A 20,283-nucleotide genomic window follows, 5' to 3' on the forward strand; every position below is an offset into this window, starting at 1 on the left:
GCCGGTCTGCGCATCATGTTACAATCAAGAGCAACTGGAAGAGAACGTATCTGAAGAGAGCTGATCCGCTCCTTCTACTGCGCGCCGCTCGTTGGCGCAAGGAGTTCGCATGCACGCGCGCAGATATTGGCGACTAATTTTCACTATTGCTTTTCTTGGTAGCATTCTGATCTGGCCACGCCTGAGCTTTGGGCAGGCAGGGGTTGACGAATTCTTCGTTGACACCCTAGCCGACAATCCGGCCACAAACATCAACAGTCATTGTACTGATGATCTGGTGAATGCCAATTGCAGCCTGCGCCAAGCGATCGCTAAAGCGAATGCTACTCCCGGCACGAACCCGATTACCATCACATTTGATCTGGTGACAGAGGGTTCAGTCGCGAGCGCGCCCTACATCATCACCTTGAGCGAACTGTTGCCGCCGATCACCCGCGCTAATGTCACGATCAGCGCCAATGTACTGGCTAGTGCGCCACAGGTAGCGATTAATGCCAATGGCGCTAACGCTGGTCTCGTGTTGAACGGCGGCAGCGCGATTATCGATGGCTTAGCGATTTATGGCGCGAGCAGCGACGTGGGTGGCTACCGTGGCAGCGGCATTTACATTAGCAGCGCTAATAATACAATCCGCAATTGTTATATCGGGTTGCAACTCGATGGAACCATACCTCCAGACGCCAACCGCAACCGTAACGGCATCATGATTATCGGCGCTAATGCGCGCAATAATCAGATCGGCGCATCCTCAGCCCCTAATACCATTGCTGGCAATATTGCTAACGGGATCTTCATCGAAAATGCTTCGCAGAACACGATGCGAGCAAACCGGATCGGTGTGCTCTACACGAGTGCTACTGCCGCCCGGCCCAATGGCGGTCATGGCATCCAAATTTTGAGCAATGCAGCTAGCGATCTAAACGGACGCGCTGAGTTGAACGTGATCGGCGGCGCGACTAATGCGGAACGCAATATTATTGGCGCTAACGGTCTCAGCGGAATCTTCATTAGCGGTTCTCAAACTTATACCACAACGATTAGCAGCAACCTGATCGGGATCAACCTCGACAGCGAGCCTGCCGTTGGCAATGGCGGCGACGGCATCCGGATCGAAGACGGAGCGCAAGGGACGGTGATCGGCAGTGCTAGCGCCGCTTTCCCGTTAGTGGTTAGCGGCAACAACGGCTATGGCATTCAGGCGCGGAGCGGTGGCAGCGCGGCGCCGGCCAATACTGCGATAAGCGGTCATACCGTCATTGGCCTAAATCGCGGGCTTACGAGTGCGCGACCGAACGGGCAAGGCGGCATCCGGATCAGTGAGAGCGCCGGCAATGCGATTATCGGCAGCGCAACGGCGAATGTGCGCATCGGCGGCAATAGCGGGCCGGGGATCTGGGTTGGCGGCGGCGTGAGCAGTGTCACGATCACGAACGCTTTCGTTGGGGTGCTCCCTGCCAGCATTGCCACCTTCGCCAACGCTGGCGGCGTTGAGTTCAACGGCACGGCGCAGGTGACGATGACCAATTCTCGAATTGCCGCCAATACCGGCTATGATGTCCGGCTGCGCAACGTTGGCAGCGCCACCCTTGACGGCAATATCATCGGCCTGAGCGCCGATGGCCGCGCGGCGCTAGGCAGCGCCGCCGCCGGCATTGCGGTAATCGATAGCCAGAATGTGACGATCGGCAGCACGAACGGCAATATCATCGCCGCCGCCAGCGGCCCCGGCATTGACATCAGCGGCACGAACAGCATCAGCATTACTATCCGTGCCAATACGCTGGGGTTGCGCCGAGACGCAACCGGCGATGCGTATAGCGTTGCCGCAGCCAACGCCGGCCCTGCGATCCGCGTCACTGACGCCTCACAAGTCGCCATTGCCAACAATACGATTGGCGGTAACGGCAGTGCCGCTGGGATTGAGCTAAGCAATGCCCATTCGATCACGATCCAGCAAAATCAGGTTGGCTGGGTGGCTGATCCGGCTGGCGGCCCCAATCCGCTGGCCCGCCCTGCCGGCGCCGGCATCGCCTTGACGAATGTGACGACTGCCACCCTGAGCGGCAATCTGGTACAGCTAAACGCGGCGGATTGTATCCGCCTTACGAATGTTGCCACTGCAACGCTAAGCGGCAATCAGATACGCGCTAACGCTGGCGATGGCATACACCTGACCGACGTCCGCAATCTGACTATCAACGATAGCAATGCGATCGAGCAGAACGGCGGCGATGGCATACAGGTAGGCGGCAGCAGCCTCGGTGTGGCGATCAACGGCAACCGGCTGCGCGCCAATGCTGGCTACGCCGTGCTGGTGACTGATACGGCGCGCCGGATAACGATCACCCAAAATCAGATGGCGGCTAACATCCTCGGCGGAATTGAACTGGCTAACACGACATTGTACAGCGGAACGCCACCTGATCCGGATCAAAACCTTATGCTCCCGAACCACAGTATTGATCCGCCGTTGAACTTCCAAGTCTTCCAAGACGGGCCCGTAAGGGGGAATGTCTTTGCCAGCACTGCCGAACGCGAAGAAGATCTCAATCCGGTATCGGCCTGCGCCGGCTGCACGATCCATATCTATGGTGATGATACCAGTCTGGCGACGCCTGATGGGCAGGGTTGGCAAACGCTGACCAGCGCGAGCGCAACCAGTGCTGGCGTCTTTAATGCCACACTCAGCCCCCCACCCCAAACCTACCGCCAGCTTCTCTTTACCGCAACTGATCGGTTCGGCAACACCTCGGTGTTCCGCGTCTTTACACCCACAGTCGATCTGCGCCTCATTCCAATTGATCCCATTGAACAGAGCGCCGCACCCGGCAGCAGTATCACATACCGGCTGCGGTTGGAAAACCATGGCACGCTGGGGATCAATCGAATCCGCTTCGCGGCAACCGGCACGCTGAGCGGATGGACGGCGACGGTCGCGCCGAGCGAACGTTTCACGCTGTTACCCGGCGCGAGCCAATTGCTGACTGTTACCCTTACCCTCCCCACCGGCAGCCATCCATCTGTGCAGGTGCCGATTACGGATACCACTACCGTCTCGCTGACGGCGCCGGTGCTTAATCCGATCACCCAAACCCTGCGCACTGCGGTTGAAGCCTTACCGGTACTCACGGCCAATCCGGCCACCGGCGCCGCAACCGTTTTGCCGTCTAACAGCTACATCTATCGCCACCAGATCACCAACAACGGCAACGTGACCGTGCCGGTAGATATTAGCGCCACAACCGCTGATTTAATTGGGCTAGACACGTACAACACGACTGTGCTTACGCCAACCATCACCTTGGCGCCGGGAGCCAGCGCCGAGATTGCCGTGCAGATTACAGTTCCCTCTGGCGCACAGACTGCCGATGCCAGCGGCAACCCGGTGCGCGCAACCACTGTCATTACCGCTACGCCGCGCGGATTTGGCGCGCGGACGATCACCATAACCGACACGACCAGCGTTGGCCTGCGCTACGCCGCTGAACTGCGCAGCAATCAAGAGCAGGATGTGCAAGCCGGACGCGAAGTAGTCTTCTTGCATACCCTGCGCAACACTAGCAACGGGCGGGCCACCTTCCAGCTTAACTTCGCCGCCAGCCGTGGCAGCACCTTAGTCGCCTTTGAGGCGGGCACCAGCGGCGTTACGATCACCAGTAACACGGTAACGCTCGACAATGTTGCTGGCAACGGCAAGATTAACCAAATCGTGTTGCGCGTGCGGGTGCGGATCAGCGAGCTGATTTTGCCCGGCACCCGTGAAACATTGCGGATTTGGGTTTCGATCCCCGGTTCGAATGAACCGCTCAGCGGGGCCGAAGTGCAAAACGTGGCCGTCGTGCGTGATTCGTCGGGCGTGCCAGTGCCGGCAGTCTGGATACCGCTAGTGACTCGCTAGGAGCGGCCCTATGCACCGCCATCTGCGCATTGCGCTCCTAATCATCCTGTTCGTTGGCCTAATTCCGGCAGCGCAACCGGTGTTGGCAGCGTCGTTTGTCGTCAACTCACTGGCTGACACCAATGACGGCGCGTGTACGACTGCTCCCGGCGGTTGCACCTTGCGCGAGGCGATCATTGCTGCCAATAGCAATGGCGTGCCTGACACGATTACCTTTAGCGTGAGTGGAACCATTTATGTGCAGAATACTGGCTTGCCGCCGCTCACCGAAGGCAATACCACCATCGACGGCGGCAGCGGGCATACCGTGATCATTAGCGGCGAACAGTTGCGCAACGCTAGTAATGAAGTTATTCCGGCCCATGGCTTCGTGATCGCATCCAACAACAATGTCATTCGCGGCTTGGTCATCATTCGTTTTAGCCGCAGCATTGCCGTCTCTAGCGGCGGCGCCGGAATTTACCTGCGAAACAACGCGCAAAACAATCTGATAGCCGATAACTGGATTGGTCATTTCAATGGTCTGCCTGAACCTAACACCGGTTACGGCGTCTTACTTGACGATGGCGCTAGCAATAACCGGATCGGCACCGGCGATCCCGCTGATCGGAATGTGATCAGCGGCAATGCGGTAGCGGACATAGGAATAGCCAATAACCTGAGCACGACCATACTGAATGGCAATCAGATTCTCGGTAACTACCTCGGCACAACGATCAGTGGCGACGCGGCTTTAGTGACGACGCCATCAGCCGGTAATTTAGGCGGCATTTCGATTGAAAATTATGCGCGCAATACGTTGATTAGCGGCAATCTAATTGGCGGTTATACCGGCGCCAATGCCGCCGGGATCGGATTGTTCAGCAACACAACTAGTCCCGACGCGCCAAGCATTCCGCGTCATACCCGCATTGCCGGCAATTGGATCGGGGTAAATCCGAGCGGGACGATTATTTCCAACCGGATTGGCATTTTGATTGCCGGCGGCGCAACGTACGGTGCAATCGATACTGTGATCGGTGACCCAACTGATCCGGTAGGCGGGCGCAACTATATCAGCGGCAATACCAACGGCGGGATTATCATCAGTGATACCCAATTCGCGACCGGCCCTACCATTATTGCCGGCAACTATATCGGCGTTGCCCTCAACGCGAGCGGCAATCCGTTTCCGGCAGGCAACGGCACAGTAAACCAAACCGCTGGCGGCGAAGGGGTTTTTGTCGGTCGCAATACGGTCAATACCACCATCGGGCCGGGCAACGTGATTGCCGGGTCGCGTACCAATGCTATCCGGATTCGGGCTGGCAATACCATCGTGCGCGGGAATTATCTAGGCACCGATCCGCTGGGCACGCAGACCACCACAACGACCATCAGCCAACCAACCGTGGGCTATGGCACTGGTGACGCCGCTGTCTGGATCGAAAACGGCAGCAATTCAGTGATCGGCGGCCCCAACCTCGCCGATCGTAACGTGATCGCAGCCGGCAATTTCGTCGCCACCGGTTCGGGGGCCGCGGTGTTGATCCAACCATGCGCAACCTGTACCGCCAACGGCAACACGGTGCAGGGCAATTATCTCGGCGTGCGCGCTGACGGCAACGGTATCCTTGCTAGCAGCATCGTGCCCGATAGCCGCGGTGTGCGCATTAGCAACGCGAGCAATTCGACGGTGCGCGACAATCTGATCGGTGGGGTGGATTTCGGCATTAATCTGAGTAATGCGAACAACAACCAAATTATTAGCAACCGCATTGGTGTGCGCGCATCGAGTAGCGAGACACCGGGCAGCGGCACAACGACTCGTAAAGACGGTATTCTAGTATCCAGCGGGAATGGTAACTGGATTGAGAACAACCTCATTGCTTTTGCTGGTCAAAATAATGTTACCGCCTTTAACGCCACTCACGGCATTACCATCAATAGCAACAATAACCAATTGATCGGCAATCGGCTGGCGCGCAATGGCCGGCTTGGCATCGGTCATGGAATCTTCGTCGCTGACAATGTTTCCGGAGTGCTAATCTCGCGCAATACGACCCAAAACAATGAAGGCGACGGCATAGGACTTGGCAATAATGCGAACGGCAATCTGACGGCGCCGAATTTTAACCCGATCACTGCCGGTTCGCCTATCGTCACCGGCACAACTGGCTGTGGCGCTGGTTGTGTGGTCGAAATCTTTACCGCCAGCGCCAGCATCACCGATCGCGACCGCGAGGGGCCGATCTTCCTGACCAGTGTTACGACCACTGCTGGCGGGAACTTTAGCGCCAATATTACCGGTTGTCTGGGGTTCATCACCGCTACCGTCCACAACCCAACCACCGGCAATAGCTCGCCCTTCTCAAACGCGCTTGACGTCAACGCCACCGATGCTTGCGCCACACCAAACGCCACGCTCACCGTCATCGGCGGCGCCAGCCGTTCGGTCAGCCTTGGCGGCACAGCCACGTATACCCTGACGCTGAGCCATACCGCTTCGGTGACGCGCACCTATAGTCTGACGCTCGATAGCAATCGCGGCTGGACGAGCGGGCCGGCGCTGGTGGAAGTGCCGCCGTCTGGCAGTGTGCAGATTATTATTGGTGTAGCGGTGCCGCTCACCGCCAGCGCCGGCGACATCGACACCACAACGGTGACGGCACGCAGCGATCAGACGGTCTCGAATAGCGTGACTTTGACTACTGTCGCGCAGGCGGTGACGATCATTCCGGCCCAACCGGTCGTCTCCCCCGGCCAGATTATTGAGCGCACCGGCACTACGGTCACATTTACCCATACCGTCACCAACACCGGCCAACTCACCGGCAATCTGAGCATAATCCGGCCTGACGGCAGCAGCGGCTTGCCGGTCTTTAGCGGCACGCCGCCGGTGGGTTGGACGATCGCTTCGGCGACGTTCGGCAGCACGACGCTAGCCCCCGGCGTGACAACGACGCTCACTATCGTCGCGAATACACCCTCTAGCAGCTCGTTGCTCGCCGGCGACTACCCGTTCTCGTTCCGCGTACGCGCTACCAGCCAGCAAGGGGCGCAACTCTTTACCGAGCAGAGCGATCCAGCAACTACCGATACCGTGCGCGTGCCGGTGGTGCGCAGCTTCGCGTTTACTGCTCTTACCCCCACCACCCGCCAACTGACACCGGCTAGCTCGGTTGAGTTTAGCTATGTGATCACGAATACCGGCAATTTTACCGATACCTTTATCATCACGCCGCCAACCGGCACAACACCTGCTTCCAGCTTGACGTTTGCCGCCGCCCCAGCCAGTAACTTCACCTTGGCCGCCGGGCAATCGCGCCCAATCACCCTTACCGTTACCGCTGGCGCCAGCGAGCTGGTCGGCTTCTACAACTTTACCGTCCAAGCTGGTGTCACCGGCGGCGCTAACCCGCCGGCCAACCAGACCGCTACCGGCACGGCACAAGTCATCGGCGGCGGCACACCGGTCTTTGTGGGTGCTCCCATCGTAACCCCCAACCCGGTTGACCCCGGCGCGACGGCCACCATCACGTTCACTGTGCGCAACGGCGGCAATGCGCCGGCCCCGTTTGATTTCGAGCAAACCTTGCCTGCTGGCTGGAACCTCGCCGGCAGCAGCACTACCTGCCCATCACCGGTGCCGGCGAATGGCAGCACCTGCACCTATACTCTGCAAGTAGAAGTGCCGGCCACTGCTGACGGCGGCAATACGCCGGTCGAAATGCGAGCGATTGCCCGCAACGACGGCCAAACCCCGCCTGCGCCCGATAGCGCGGCGAGTACGCCCGCCACGGTGACGGTAACGACGATCCGCAATCTGAGCTTCGCGCCGACACCACTCAATGCGAACGCCAATCCGGGGGCGACCATCACCCTTACGCATACCTTGACCAACACCGGCAACGCACCCGATCGCTTCAACCTGAACCTCAGCGGGTTGCCGAGCGGCTGGACGGGGACGGTCGATCCGGTAACGACGCCTATCCTCGCACGTAACGCTGCCATCACTGTGACCGTGCAGATCACGGTTCCGACCAGCATCGCCGCCGGCACAACTGCAACTGCCACTATCCGCGCCACCTCGCAAGGCAATCCGGCGGTAAGCGCCGAGGTGGTTGATAGCGTTACCGTGAACAGCATTGATGGGGCTGCGCTCTCGGCGGGCACGACGGCCAACGGTGTACCGGGGGGAACGGTCGTCTTCACGCATACCTTGCGCAACAGCGGTTCATCAACCATTGCCTACGATCTGAGCGCGCGCAGCGCCGATCTAAGCTGGCCAACCCCGACTGTAACTCCAGCCACCACTGCGGTCTTGACGCCGGGCAGCACAGTCGTGATCACGGTGACGGTCACTATCCCGGCCAGCACTCCACCCGGCACAAGTAACCCGATCACGGTGGAAGCGCGGGCAGCCGGCGGCACATCCGTGTTGGCCAGCGCCGAGAATATCGTCCAAGTTGGCGCACTGCGCGACGTATTGCTCGAACCGTCGCGGAGCGTGATTGCGTTGCCGAACGCGACCACGGTCATCACCCACACGGTGCGCAATAATGGCTTCAGCGCCGACACCTACACCATCGCTGCCATCCAAGGCGATGGGCATGACGTGCGCGTCTTCCCCAACGAAGTCAATCTCGCTCCGGGAGAGAGTCGCGAAATTACCGTATTGCTGACCCTGCCGGGCGGGCTAGCTGCCAATCTCAACCTGAGCAGCATCCGGGTTACGGCCACTTCGCAGACCGATGCAAATGTAAAGAGCACCATTTTTGACAGTGTGCGGGTTGGATTGGTCACCGGCGTCTTGCTGAGCAGCGACCGGCTACGCGGCATTCCGGAGGGAACCAACCAGATGACCTTTAGCGGGATTGTGCTGGAAAACCTTGGCAACGACACCGACACGTTTGATCTCACCGCCAGCGGGCTGAGCAGCAAGTTTGGCGTTACGATCACGCCAAGCACGGTTACGCTCAACGGCGGCGCAAGCGATGTGGGGATCAGCGTCACAATCAACTTACCACCGATCCAACCGTTTGCATTGCGCCACGATATGGTCTTGACGGCCACCTCGCGGCGCGACCCAAGCCAACACAGCAGTATCCGGCTCTCGATGATCTATCTCTACCGAGCAGCCATTTACGGCGAAACGGTCTTTATTCCGGTTGTGAGCCGGTAGTAACGGCAGCGAGCTGCGCTGCCGCCAAAAGAGCAATGACAATGCCACCAACCATCTTAGTCATCCACGGCCCCAACCTTAACATGCTGGGCCGGCGCGAACCACAGATCTACGGCGCCACGACGTTGGCCGACATTGACGCTGCGCTGTTAGCCCGCGGCGCGGCGGCCGGCGTCAACGTGGTCTGCATTCAATCCAATCATGAAGGGGAGCTGGTCGATGCCATTCAGACGCACGGCTGGGATGCGCTCGGTATCATTATCAATCCGGGGGCGCTGACCCACTATGGCTTATCGTTGCGTGATGCGTTAGCGATGCTCTCAGCGCCGATCATTGAAGTTCACTTATCAAATGTCTACCAGCGCGAAGCCTTCCGCCACACTTCGGTGATCGCGCCAATCGCGCGCGGCCAGATCACTGGCCTCGGCTGGCGCGGCTATCTACTGGCATTGGAATGGCTGTTAGCTGAACGGCTACCTGCGCACGGAACAACGCAGGGATAAATGGCAAGGCGCACAGAGCTGCTCTTGCTCTGTGCGCCAAGAGTTACGCTAGGCCGCCAAGCCAAGACTGCGCTTCTTCTCCTCGACGTCAATCCCGTGCAAGCGAGCCAGATTTAGGCCAAGAATCTTCTTCTTGGCCTCTTTGGTCAACTGGCCGCAGCCATACCCCTGCACAATATCTTCGGGCAGCTCAAACTCCCAGAACGCCTTGAGTGCGCCGCGCGGATGCCAGATCGGCGACTCGCCGCCGTAGATAATCTTATCTTCGCCACACCAGAAGAGCAGTTTGGCCATCGTCTCGGCAAAGACTCGCGGTGAACGGACAACAAAATTGACGGTGGCGGCGATAGAAGCGTACAGGTTGGGATAACGTACCAACTGCCAACAGATCTCATCGATAAAGGGCAAGCCCACGTGGAAGATGACAAAGTTGATCTCAGGGAAATTGGCCGCCGCGCCGTCCATATCCCACGCTTGGGTATGCTCCACCGGCTGCGGGCCGAGCGGCACCCCCTTGTGAACGCCGATAATATTCACCCCTAATTCGAGCGCCTTCTCAAAAACCGGGAACGCCACCCGCGGGTCGTCCATACGCCACGGAAACGGCTGGCCATAATCGTAGCGCACATTGTAGAGCTTGAAGCCGCGCGCGCCATACTCCTTCACCTGAACTTCCATCAGGTCGAGGGCCTTCTTGCCCTCAAGCGGATTGACCGATCCCCAGAAGATCGCCCGATCGGGGTAGCGACGAGCCATGTCGGCGCAGCGTTCCCATGCAGAGAGGCCATCTTTGAACAGATCGGTCAGCGGCAAAGGCTGGGCAATGATCATGTCGGTTGGGCTCTCATCGAAGACCATCCGGCCAATCTCATCGACGTGCCACTCGCGCATATACTCTTCGCGGCTGAGCGTCTTCTCACCGGGGGCATTGAGCACTTGGTGGAAGGCGTAGAGATGCTCGATAAACATCTCACCGGGCTTGCCGAAGGCGTTCGATTTATCGAAATTAAACACGTGACAGACGCCATCAAAGACAAAGGTATCATCAATCATGGCGCACCCTCCTGCTGCGCGCCCTGCCTGCGCGCCTCGCGCAGCGGCAACAACTGTTCGAGCGGCAAGCGCAGCCGCTCACGGGCCAAGGCTGACATCCGTTCGGGCGACCACGGCGTATCCCACGTAATATTGACCTGCACCTGTTCGACACCGGGCAGCGTCTTCACCTCCTCTTCCATCATTTGCAGCAGATGCCAAGCAAACGGGCACCACCCAGTTGTGAGGATGATATCGATATCAACCTGTGGGCCATTGATCCGTATCTGCTCGACAAGGCCCATATCCACGACGCTCACCTGTCGCTCTTTGCAGCATGGATCGTAGCATTGGCGCAGCACGGCCATCACGTCATCGTGACCAATTCCAGCGGTTGCGGTATCTGCCATTGACACCTCCTCACAAAAACACGGAAAGAGAGCACCGTTCTTGAGGCGACGCCGGAGAACGACGAAGGAGCAGATGCACTGCGTTGCGGCTGCACGCATACAAGAAGTAAGATCTAGAATCAATATATCATATTCCCAAAGTGAATACAAGTTACTTGCAAGGTAATGGTGCGGAAATTTTGCCTATTTTTGGAAGATTAAGGCTGCCAACCACCGCAGAGGTGGCGCCACAACAAACTGTTCAATGCCGGCGCCCGACCGTTTCGGCGTTCTTGCCTTCAATACTACCGAGACGCCAGAATCGCTATCTATTGGACACAACCGGCCAAATTATGGTAGGATACAATAGACTTGTGAACGGCGAGGAACCGTACTATGGGCCATCAAGAACACCGTCAGGCAGCAGCGACACAGACGGCTTCAATCCCTTGCGCGGTGCTGACAATGAGTGACAGCCGCACCGAAGCGACCGACGAGAGTGGTCGCTACATCTGCACAGCGCTGACGCAAGCCGGTCACAATGTGGTACAATATGCCGTGGTGCGAGATGAACCGGCGCAAATCGTCGAGATGGTGCATCGTTTTGCCGCTGAAGGGTGCAAAGTCATCATCACCAATGGCGGCACCGGCATTGCCCGGCGCGATAGTACCTTTGAAGCGATTGACGCCTTGCTCGAGAAGCGATTGCCCGGTTTTGGCGAATTGTTTCGCATGTTGTCATTTGCCGAAATTGGGCCAGCAGCAATGCTCTCGCGCGCAACCGCCGGCGTCTTTGGCAGAACGCTTATCTTCTGCCTGCCCGGTTCGCCCAACGCGGTTCAGCTCGGCATGAATCGCCTCATCTTGCCCGAATTGGCGCATCTGGTCTGGGAAACTGTGCGCTAATCGCTATTTTCTGTTATAGTATGAGCGTTACTGCAAAGAGCCGTTCTCTTCGTAGCTGTGAGAAGGAGCCAGAGAACCCATGACGTCAGTAGAAGCCTTCCGCGGCCTGTACTATCCTAATAAGATCGGCCGACTCTGCTTCCTGTCGCTGGAGGAAGTCATGGGTCAGAACGGCGTGAAGGCCCTGCTCCGGCTTGCCGATCTGCAACAGTACATCGACGCCTACCCGCCGAACGACCTCAAGCGCGAATTTCCCTTCGAAGCCATCTCGAAGTATTCGGTGGCGCTCGGCACGATGTACGGGCCGCGTGGAACGCGCGGCCTTGAGTTGCGCGCCGGGCGTGTCGCCTTCTCGCTTGGTCTGAAGGAGTTCGGTCCGCTGCTTGGCATGGCTGATCTGGCATTGAAACTCATGCCGATCACCATGAAGCTCAAGATCGTGCTGAACGCCACTGCCCAAACGTTTGACCGCTTCTCCGACCAGTCGAGCCATGTCGAGGAAGAGCGCAGACGGTTTGTGTACCACATCACCCGCTGCTCGAACTGTATCACGCGCCCTGAGCCGGGCCCGGTGTTTTACATCGCCCGCGGCATCCTCGAAGAGGCAACTGCATGGGTAAGCGGTGGCCGCCGCTTCTCGGTTGAGCAGATCTCGTGCATGGGGCAGGGTAATTGCTCGTCGTGCGCCTTTGCCATCGGCAAGGATCCGCTGGAGTAAGCGTATGTTGCGCTGGCTGCTCTTGAAACTGATTCGCTTCTATCAGGTCGCGATCTCGCCGTGGACGCCGCCGAGCTGTATCTATACCCCCACTTGCTCGCACTACGGCTATGAAGCGATTAAGAAGCACGGCGCGCTCCGCGGCGGTTGGCTGACGATCAAACGGATCGCGCGCTGCCATCCCTTCGCCCGCGGCGGGTACGATCCAGTGCCGTAACGTAGAGCTGAGCGCCGCGATGTACGCGGCGCTCACCTTTTTCTGTTGCGCGCAACCTTTTCTGCCGCGCCGTCGTCTATTCATCAGCCAGTCCGCCGCTGTGATCCGGCAGCGCGCCTATAACGCCCTCCCGGCGTCAGGAGTAGCAAACCGGTGGCTGAACCATCTCGCGAGACGATTGTGCGCGCCCAACAAGGCGACCAACAGGCGTTGACCGATTTGATCATCGGTCAGCAACATTATGTCTATAGCATCGCAATGAGCGTGCTCAAGAACGCCGACGACGCCGCTGATCTGACCCAAGAGGCGTTTATCCGGCTCTTCCGCGCCTTGCCCCAATACAATGGTGAGAGCCGGTTTACCACGTGGCTGTACCGGCTGGTGGTGAATCTGTGCCGCGACGAATTGCGCCGGCGCGGACGGCAAGCGCCGATTGTGCCACCCGCTACCGATGACGAAGAGCTCGATGCGCTGCATACCGTGACCGACCCTGACCGCTGGGTCGATCCGGCCCAATCGCTTGATGTGAACCAGTTGCGGCTTGAAGTGCGCCGCGCGCTTGAACAGCTCGAACCGCATTACCGGCTGGTGCTGACGTTATACTACTTTGAGGATCTCAAGTATACCGATATCGCCGAGATTCTTGACCTGCCCCTCAATACCGTGAAGAGCCATATCCGGCGCGGCAAAGAGCGCCTCGCGCAATTGTTGCAGACGAATGAGCCACCAGCGACCCGCACCGTGAACCAGCCGGCGCCGAAACTGGCTGATGATCAGTCGCTACGGATGACGCCGCTACGCCTGCTACCGGGGTGGGGAAGGAGGTGAGTTATGTCTACACCAATACCAACACCACCACCAGAAGAGCTGCTCGATGCGGCGCTCCGCCACGAATTACGCTGGGAGGCGCCGCCTGAATTGACGCACCGGCTGTTGCAATTGGTGCCAAACGCCGCGCCCAACCCTGCTCCAGCCACGACGCCGCTGCCGCGTTGGCGCTTCTATCTTGCCATTGGCTTGATTGCGCTCGCGGTGCTGGTCTCAACGGTTGGCGCTGCCTATCTCTATCAGATTGTCTGGTTTCAGCTTGGCGCCGGCTCGCTGATCGCGCAATTGGAAGCGTTGCCTGCCCGTCTCTTACAGTCGCTGTACGAGACCATTCCCTTTGCCCGTGAATTCGTTAGCATCGCCGCCCTCATCCGCGACCAATTGCATTGGGTCTTGCTGGCGCTCGTGCTCTGGATTCTGCTCGATACGTGGCAGCCTGAACTGAAACCGATCGGTGGCAAACAATCGTCGTCGTAGATGCTGAGGGGCGGGTTTGACACCCGCCCCTTATCATTCCCCTCCCCCCCCTGCCGGCGCTTGTTCATGCCAGAGGTATGTCGCCCACGGTTCCGCCGGATAGACGCGCTGCGGGCGCAATGGATTGATCCGCGCATTGAGCATCGCGCTGCGCCGTAGATTGGGCAATCCAGCCTCTTCTACCAACCAGTATGCGCGCGCCTCGTAGGGGCGCTGAGCCGGCGGGTAGACCCACAGCGTCAACTCCACTTCGACCGCTCGCATCAAAATGGCCCGTTTATACGAACCAACAGTCTCCACTTTCAACAGCTCAGCGCGCACCGGCACTGACGTGGCTAAATCACGATCCATGGCCTGTCGAATCGCCGAATAGCGCCGCTCGAAGCGGCGAATGGCGGTATGCACTGGCGGGATCAAGAGCAACGATGTGCTGATAATGGCATACGGCAATATCTGTTTGAGATCGAGACGTTGTTCATCGCCATTGACGGTGCGGCAGCGAAACTGCAACACGCCTTCACTCCGATCGGGCTGCAATTCGCCCACACAGATGAACGGGCCAATCACGCGAGCTAAATCGGGCATGAAGACGAGGCCAGTTGTACCGCAAATGAAGCCAAGCAGTAGGCTGAGTGCAATCCGGGCCAGCATAGGGGCGCTCCTCTGGCGGAATGGGTAACTAACCAACGATAACGCAGGTCGTTGCCCGCAGCGACGAGGGTGCAAGGGCAGCAGCGAGGAGGGCTGCACTGACCTTATCGTTATGTCTGATTGTAGCACATGAAGATACCAGATACACCGGAATTATCTGGCATGTTGCTGTTGATGCAGAAGCTGCTCGATGCGCTCGACTAACCGGCGCAGATTGACCGGCTTGGCTAGATAATCGGTTGCGCCGGCCAGCAAGCAACGCTCGCGATCACCCGGCATCGCCAGCGCAGTGACGGCAATAATCGGAGTGGCAGCGTACATCGCTTGCGCGCGTAATTGCCGTATCGCTTCTAACCCGTCCATTTCAGGCATCTGAATATCCATGATGATCAGATCGGGCTGCCATTCGGCGGCGACTGCCAACGCCTCGCGCCCATTTCGCGCAACCCGTAGCTCATAACCACGAGCAGCGAGGTATTCGCTCATGGTTGACAGATTGAGTTCGTTATCCTCAGCCAACAAGAGCTTGGCCCCGGCGCTGTACCGCAATTCCGGCGCGCTTGCTGGCTTGGGCAAAAAGGTGATGTGGCTCAACACTCGTCGTAACGCGGCCCGATCAACCGGTTGCGCCAGCCATGCCACCGCGCCGGCTGCCAATGCTTGTTGGGATTCACCCGCCATCACAATGGCAATCACTGGGATCGACTGCAATTCAGGATCGTGTTGCAAGCCGGCGAGGATGTCCCAACCCGCGCCGCCAGCCATGTGAAGATCGAGCACGATCAGATCGGGACGCATTGCGGCTGCGTGCTCAAGCGCATCATTCCGCTGCAAGACTAACACTGGCTGGATCTGCTGTTCTTCGAGGTAACGGGCCAATTGATCGGCTATCGTCGCCGAATCAACTATCACCAACCCCAACCGCAGCGGTGGCAATTCGTCATCAATCGCGGTCGCAACCGCATGCGGTACCGGTTGATAGGGCAACGTCACCGTAAAGATACTGCCTTTCCCCAGCTCGCTGGCTACTGAAACACTCCCACCATGCAGATCGGCAAGGCGCCGCACCAACGCCAACCCCAAGCCGCTCCCTTCGTGTTGCCGGCTGAGGCCGCTGTCAAGCTGCACAAACGGCTGGAAGAGACGCTGCAACTGTTCGGGTGCAATGCCAATGCCGGTATCGCTGATGGTAAAGGCAATCGTGCCTTGGGTCGCATCAGTCGCAACACGCAACTCTACCAAACCGCCGTTGGGCGTAAACTTGACGGCATTGCTCAATAGATTGACCAGTATCTGTTTGATGCGGCGGGGGTCGGCCAAAAAGCGCGCCTGCGGATTGTCGATCCGCAGCGAAAGGCGGATCTGTTTCTTGTGAGCCTGCTCTTTGACCAGTGTCAGGCTCGCTTCGCACAGATCGCTGACCGCGACCACCTCTTTGCTGATATCCATCCGCCCCGCTTCGATCTTGGCCAAGTCGAGCACATCATTGATCAGGGCCAACAAATGGCGACCGCTCGCCTCAATCGCCCGCACCGCCGCCTGTTGCCGCTCGTTGAGCGGGCCGCGCAACTCTTCTAACATACTCTCGCTCAGGGCAAGGATCGCGTTCAGCGGCGTGCGCAGCTCGTGGCTCATATTGGCGAGGAACTCATCTTTGGTGCGCACGGCCCGCGCCAATTCGGCATTGGCCCGGCTCAATTCGGCGGTACGTTCGGCCACACGCCGCGCAAGCAGATCACGTTCAGCCTGCAAGGCTAACTCTGCCGCACGCCACTCCGTCACATCACGCACAATCGCAATCGCTTCGTCGCCAGCAGGGCTAGCTTTGATGCGCGCTTCAAAGAAGCGTTCGTGATCGTTAATCTGAAGCTGATACGCTACCGTCTGCAATTCGCCGGTCGCAAACGCTGCCGCTAGCGCAACGCGCATTTGTCGGACCAACTCCGCCGGCAATACCGCTTCGAGCGGTTGGCCGAGAAACTCGGCTGGCGATACCAGTAGCACAGCATTTGCCGGCGCCGAGAAATCAATAAAGACCCCTTGCCGGCTCAGTCGAAAGACCACATCCGGCAACGCACTGACAATGAGATGATTGCGTTGTTCACTGGCGCGGAGCTGCGTCTCTTGCCGACCAACCACGATAGCAAAGGCAACATCATCGGCAAGTTCTTTGAGTAAACGCACTTCGTCAGCATCGAAAAAAGCGGGATGGCCGGCATAGAGACTCAACATCGCATACACCTCGCCATCAACCAGCAACGGAAAGCTCGCCGAGGCGCGATACCCTAGCCGTAGCGCCGCTTCACGCCACAATGCCACCCGTTCATCAGTGGCAAGATTATTGACAATCATCGCTTGGCCGCTGCGCAGGGCCTGCACCGTTGGGCAGGTCGTATCTTCGCTCAGCGAGATCTGAAGGCGTTCGAGATAGTCGCCTGCTTCACCGGCAAATGCCACCGGTTCCAACCGATCACTGCCTGTTTGCCGCTGCCCGATCCACGCCATCCGAAACCCGCCCACCTCAACCGCAATCCGGCAGACTTCCTGAAAAATCCGCTGCGGCTCACGTTCGCGAATGATCATCTGGTTAATGGCGCTAAGCAAGGCATAGGTGCGGGTGAGCCGGCGTTGGCGCGCATCGTGCTGCTGGCGCTGGCCAATAAAGAGAAAGAAGACGACGAGGCTAGCGATGGCGATCAGGGTGCGGCTCATGACATCCCAATTCAGCCATTGGTTCGGATAGGCCGCGCCGGGCCGCAACGCAAATTGCCAGACCCGGCCATAGCGATTCTGCTCGATGACAATGAAAGCATCACGCACAAATGCCGCCAGATCAAGCTGATCGAGCGGTTGCGCTGCGCCCGATGCGTAAAAGGCGAGCGGTTGCGGCGCGTCATTGGTCACATCGAGCAAAAGCACCTCAAGATCAGGGGGAGTCACTGGCCGCAGCGCTTGTTCGATCAACTCAGACGGCATCACCAAAAACATCACCATCCCAGTAATCCGGCGCTGGCGTTCAGCTACATCTTGCGGCGGCGGCCCTGCGGTATACACCGGCGCCATCAGCAACACTGACGGCGTCTTGACTGTTGCAACATACGGCAAGATTGGCCCCGTCATGACGATCTGCCCGCTATCGCGCGCCTGCGCTAACGCATCGCGCCGTACCGGCTCGACCGCCATATCCATACCTAACACCGGACGGCGCTCGGCAAACGGTTCGACATACATCAAGGGGAAATACTCAGGCCGGGGGCCTGCCGGCGGGTCAAAGGCCCCCGGCTCGCGCACCCGAAAGTCTGGCAAGCCGGTTTCCTGCATCTGGCGCTCGAATGCTACTCGTTCGGCCTGCGTCACTCGCTGCGCCCAACCGGCCGACTGCAGCGCTGGAAGTTGATTGAGGACGGTGCGCACAAAGATGCTAAACTCATACTGTTCAACTTTCTGCGAAGCGAAAAAGAACGCGCCAATGTTCTGAATCCCTTGTTCGTAGCGCGTCATCCGGTCATCGATCAGACTCATGATCTCGTTGGCATCGGCTTGGAGTTGATCGGCGTAACGTTGTTGAGCATCGCGCCAGATCAATTGCAAACTAAAGAGCAGCAATGCCAGCAAGAGGCTGCTCACCGGCCACAGGAACGGTTCACGCATGGGGCGTTGGCGCCAATAGTAAGCGCCGACGACAAGCCACGGCGTGACCAGCCAAACGCCGGTAAGGAAGTTGAGCCACCATTGCCAGCCGACCAATGGCCAATCGGCAGCCAAACGCATTCCGGCAGCAGCCATTATCGCTGCGCCTACAAATGGCGCCGGCATAACGACCAGCGCGAGTATGCCACAAACCAGAAAGACACGCGGTAAGGATGCCGGCGGCAACGTCCCGCCAAACCGGTACACGAGGAGATAGCCTAGCCATGCCTGCCCCAGCGCGGCACTAGCAAAGATCACCGCCAAGAGCAACCAACGCCCAAAAGGGAAACCTAGCTGCCAGAAGACGGCGCCGTATCCAACCAAAGCGCCAGCAAAGATGAATGGCAAGACGCGCTTGCCGGCGAGCAGCGCACCTCCTAACGCCACACCGGCGGCAAGCCAAATCAATGGTAAGCCGCGGGTGGCGATGACCGGCTGCGCGCCGAGCCAGATCAACGCAGCGTAGCCAAGACCAAAGCCAAGCAGTATGCGCCGGCTCAGGTAGATCATTGCCGTTCACTCCAGTAGGTACGCTGACATCAACCAACACTACCAGAGTGAATCGTAGCATGCCGGACAGGTTTACGCCAATACCGGCGATACTTCCGCCAATTGGCGGTACGCGCCAGCAAAGTACAAGAGTGGTTCCCCTTCAGCGGCGCGGCGCAGCGCAAGCACCCGCCCCAGCACAATCAGGTGATCGCCGCCGTCGAGGATGCGATCGCGGGCGCAGACTAGGGTGGCAAGGCTATCGCGCAACACTGGCGCGCCGGCCAGTTCGATCATAGGAATATCGAGATCAGGCTGTGGCCGGCCAGCAAAATGACGCGCAATCGCTTCTTGATCGGCGCGTAAGATATTCACCGCAAACTGAGTCGCCGCGCTGATCACCGGCGCCATACGCGCGTTGCGATTAACACAGACGAGTAATAGCAACGGATCAAGCGAAACTGAAGTGAGCGAGTTGGCAGTCATGCCCCGGATCTGCTGGCCATCACTGGCGGTAATCACCGTCACCCCGGTGGCAAACAAACCCATTGTGGCACGATAGTCACGTGAATCGACAGTCATGAGCATCTCAAGGTATTTCAAAACTTCTTCCTTGTAGAAGTATACGCCGAGTAAGGTGAAATGAGCAAGGCGTTCTGAAGTACGGCTATCAAACTGTCGCGCCATCCCACCTAGCGGCAGCGTTCTTGGGGTGGCCGGCACCCGCTACACTGGCTGTTTGGACAGAACAAGTGATGGAGTACAACCGTTGATCGCCGTGCGATGCCCCGGACCCTCTCCCATCTCATGGTAGGAGAGGGGGAGCCGCTGGATGGCGGGCACGGCCTTGCGAGGGGCGTCACCCATTTGTCATTGCGAGGGCGCGCAGCGCCCGAAGCAATCTCCCGCTACGGCGGAACGCCTGCCTGAGTGAATGGCTCCCGCGCTTGGGGGAGGGAGCGGACAGCGTATTTGGTCAAGCACACCCGTTGATCGCTGTGCAATGCCGCAACGTCCGGCGCTGCATGCCCCGCTCCCGCGCCAGTGGGAGCGGGGCATGGTTGGATTCCGCGCGAAGCGCAGCGTTCCGCGTGCTCACGGTCGATTTGCCCCCACCCCCAACCCCTCCCCCGCGCCCTCTCCGCCCCCTGCGGTAAAAAACACCCCTCCCCCGTTGGGGTTGAGGGGCCGAGGGTGGGGGCAACATCACAGCTCGGCTCGCAATGACAATCAGGGCAGTGGCGCTCACCCAAAAAACCTTTGCGTCCTTCGCGTTCTTTGGCGCCTTGGCGTTTACCATCGCTGCGGCTTTGCTCGCTTG

13 protein-coding genes are annotated in these 20,283 nt (G+C 58.8%); 8 read left to right on the forward strand and 5 right to left on the reverse strand.

The genetic code is table 11. The features are described 5' to 3' along the window. Positions 1-109: 109 nt before the first annotated feature. The 3 genes from U9R81_RS03225 to aroQ are packed head-to-tail and all read left to right on the forward strand — an operon-like array spanning position 110 to position 9,565. Complete coding sequence (locus U9R81_RS03225; protein WP_322494087.1) at positions 110-3,898, forward strand: right-handed parallel beta-helix repeat-containing protein; 3,789 nt, start codon at positions 110-112, stop codon at positions 3,896-3,898. A 10-nt stretch (positions 3,899-3,908) separates the two neighbouring features. After that, positions 3,909-9,062 carry an NEW3 domain-containing protein gene (locus U9R81_RS03230; protein ID WP_322494088.1) on the forward strand — a complete coding sequence of 1,718 codons (5,154 nt, stop codon included), beginning with the start codon at positions 3,909-3,911 and terminating at the stop codon, positions 9,060-9,062. 41 nt (positions 9,063-9,103) lie between these two features. Then, the gene (gene aroQ, locus U9R81_RS03235) at positions 9,104-9,565 is read left to right on the forward strand and encodes a type II 3-dehydroquinate dehydratase (protein WP_322494089.1); all 462 of its coding nucleotides are present in this window, start codon (positions 9,104-9,106) and stop codon (positions 9,563-9,565) included. A 48-nt stretch (positions 9,566-9,613) separates the two neighbouring features. Here the strand turns inward: aroQ and U9R81_RS03240 are convergent, their stop codons facing one another. Together U9R81_RS03240 and U9R81_RS03245 are read right to left on the reverse strand one after the other, a co-directional pair. Further along, positions 9,614-10,618, reverse strand: coding sequence for an amidohydrolase family protein (locus U9R81_RS03240; RefSeq protein ID WP_322494090.1), 1,005 nt, complete (start codon positions 10,616-10,618; stop codon positions 9,614-9,616). Beyond that, complete coding sequence (locus U9R81_RS03245; protein ID WP_322494091.1) at positions 10,615-11,007, reverse strand: metal-sulfur cluster assembly factor; 393 nt, start codon at positions 11,005-11,007, stop codon at positions 10,615-10,617. The genes U9R81_RS03240 and U9R81_RS03245 overlap by 4 nt, the downstream gene beginning before the upstream one ends. Before the next feature lie 375 nt (positions 11,008-11,382). Here U9R81_RS03245 and U9R81_RS03250 point away from each other — a divergent pair, with 375 nt between their 5' ends. From U9R81_RS03250 to U9R81_RS03270, 5 genes are all read left to right on the forward strand, one after another. Then, a complete protein-coding gene (locus U9R81_RS03250; protein ID WP_322494092.1) occupies positions 11,383-11,892 on the forward strand; it encodes a MogA/MoaB family molybdenum cofactor biosynthesis protein in 510 nt (169 codons plus the stop codon). 79 nt (positions 11,893-11,971) lie between these two features. Next, on the forward strand, positions 11,972-12,610 hold the full coding sequence (locus U9R81_RS03255; RefSeq protein ID WP_322494093.1) for a 4-vinyl reductase: 639 nt from the start codon (positions 11,972-11,974) through the stop codon (positions 12,608-12,610). A gap of 4 nt (positions 12,611-12,614) precedes the next feature. Further along, positions 12,615-12,827, forward strand: coding sequence for a membrane protein insertion efficiency factor YidD (gene yidD, locus U9R81_RS03260; protein ID WP_066788495.1), 213 nt, complete (start codon positions 12,615-12,617; stop codon positions 12,825-12,827). Positions 12,828-12,980: 153 nt separating this feature from the next. Beyond that, the gene (locus U9R81_RS03265) at positions 12,981-13,655 is read left to right on the forward strand and encodes an RNA polymerase sigma factor (RefSeq protein ID WP_322494094.1); all 675 of its coding nucleotides are present in this window, start codon (positions 12,981-12,983) and stop codon (positions 13,653-13,655) included. Between the two features lie 3 nt (positions 13,656-13,658). Then, positions 13,659-14,132, forward strand: coding sequence for an anti-sigma factor (locus U9R81_RS03270; protein WP_322494095.1), 474 nt, complete (start codon positions 13,659-13,661; stop codon positions 14,130-14,132). Between the two features lie 33 nt (positions 14,133-14,165). Here U9R81_RS03270 and U9R81_RS03275 read toward each other — a convergent pair whose 3' ends face one another. The 3 genes from U9R81_RS03275 to U9R81_RS03285 form a co-directional block, all read right to left on the reverse strand. Continuing rightward, the gene (locus U9R81_RS03275; protein WP_322494096.1) at positions 14,166-14,783 is read right to left on the reverse strand and encodes a hypothetical protein; all 618 of its coding nucleotides are present in this window, start codon (positions 14,781-14,783) and stop codon (positions 14,166-14,168) included. 153 nt (positions 14,784-14,936) lie between these two features. Then, entirely contained in the window at positions 14,937-18,983 is a 4,047-nt protein-coding gene (locus tag U9R81_RS03280; protein ID WP_322494097.1) for a CHASE domain-containing protein, read from the reverse strand. A gap of 72 nt (positions 18,984-19,055) precedes the next feature. Next, positions 19,056-19,544 carry a flavin reductase family protein gene (locus tag U9R81_RS03285; RefSeq protein WP_322494098.1) on the reverse strand — a complete coding sequence of 163 codons (489 nt, stop codon included), beginning with the start codon at positions 19,542-19,544 and terminating at the stop codon, positions 19,056-19,058. Between the last annotated feature and the right edge of the window lie 739 nt (positions 19,545-20,283).

Origin of the sequence: Chloroflexus sp., assembly GCF_034435895.1 — a bacterium.
GTDB lineage: Bacteria > Chloroflexota > Chloroflexia > Chloroflexales > Chloroflexaceae > Chloroflexus.

What these genes read in the sequence shown, in the direction of transcription:
- U9R81_RS03240 (WP_322494090.1), bottom strand. Translation starts at nt 10,618, where the DNA reads ATGATTGATGATACCTTTGTCTTTGATGGCGTCTGTCACGTGTTTAAT.
- U9R81_RS03250 (WP_322494092.1), top strand. Translation starts at nt 11,383, where the DNA reads ATGGGCCATCAAGAACACCGTCAGGCAGCAGCGACACAGACGGCTTCA.
- U9R81_RS03255 (WP_322494093.1), top strand. Translation starts at nt 11,972, where the DNA reads ATGACGTCAGTAGAAGCCTTCCGCGGCCTGTACTATCCTAATAAGATC.
- U9R81_RS03285 (WP_322494098.1), bottom strand. Translation starts at nt 19,544, where the DNA reads ATGACTGTCGATTCACGTGACTATCGTGCCACAATGGGTTTGTTTGCC.
- U9R81_RS03225 (WP_322494087.1), top strand. Translation starts at nt 110, where the DNA reads ATGCACGCGCGCAGATATTGGCGACTAATTTTCACTATTGCTTTTCTT.
- U9R81_RS03275 (WP_322494096.1), bottom strand. Translation starts at nt 14,783, where the DNA reads ATGCTGGCCCGGATTGCACTCAGCCTACTGCTTGGCTTCATTTGCGGT.
- U9R81_RS03280 (WP_322494097.1), bottom strand. Translation starts at nt 18,983, where the DNA reads ATGATCTACCTGAGCCGGCGCATACTGCTTGGCTTTGGTCTTGGCTAC.
- U9R81_RS03245 (WP_322494091.1), bottom strand. Translation starts at nt 11,007, where the DNA reads ATGGCAGATACCGCAACCGCTGGAATTGGTCACGATGACGTGATGGCC.
- aroQ (WP_322494089.1), top strand. Translation starts at nt 9,104, where the DNA reads ATGCCACCAACCATCTTAGTCATCCACGGCCCCAACCTTAACATGCTG.
- yidD (WP_066788495.1), top strand. Translation starts at nt 12,615, where the DNA reads ATGTTGCGCTGGCTGCTCTTGAAACTGATTCGCTTCTATCAGGTCGCG.
- U9R81_RS03270 (WP_322494095.1), top strand. Translation starts at nt 13,659, where the DNA reads ATGTCTACACCAATACCAACACCACCACCAGAAGAGCTGCTCGATGCG.
- U9R81_RS03230 (WP_322494088.1), top strand. Translation starts at nt 3,909, where the DNA reads ATGCACCGCCATCTGCGCATTGCGCTCCTAATCATCCTGTTCGTTGGC.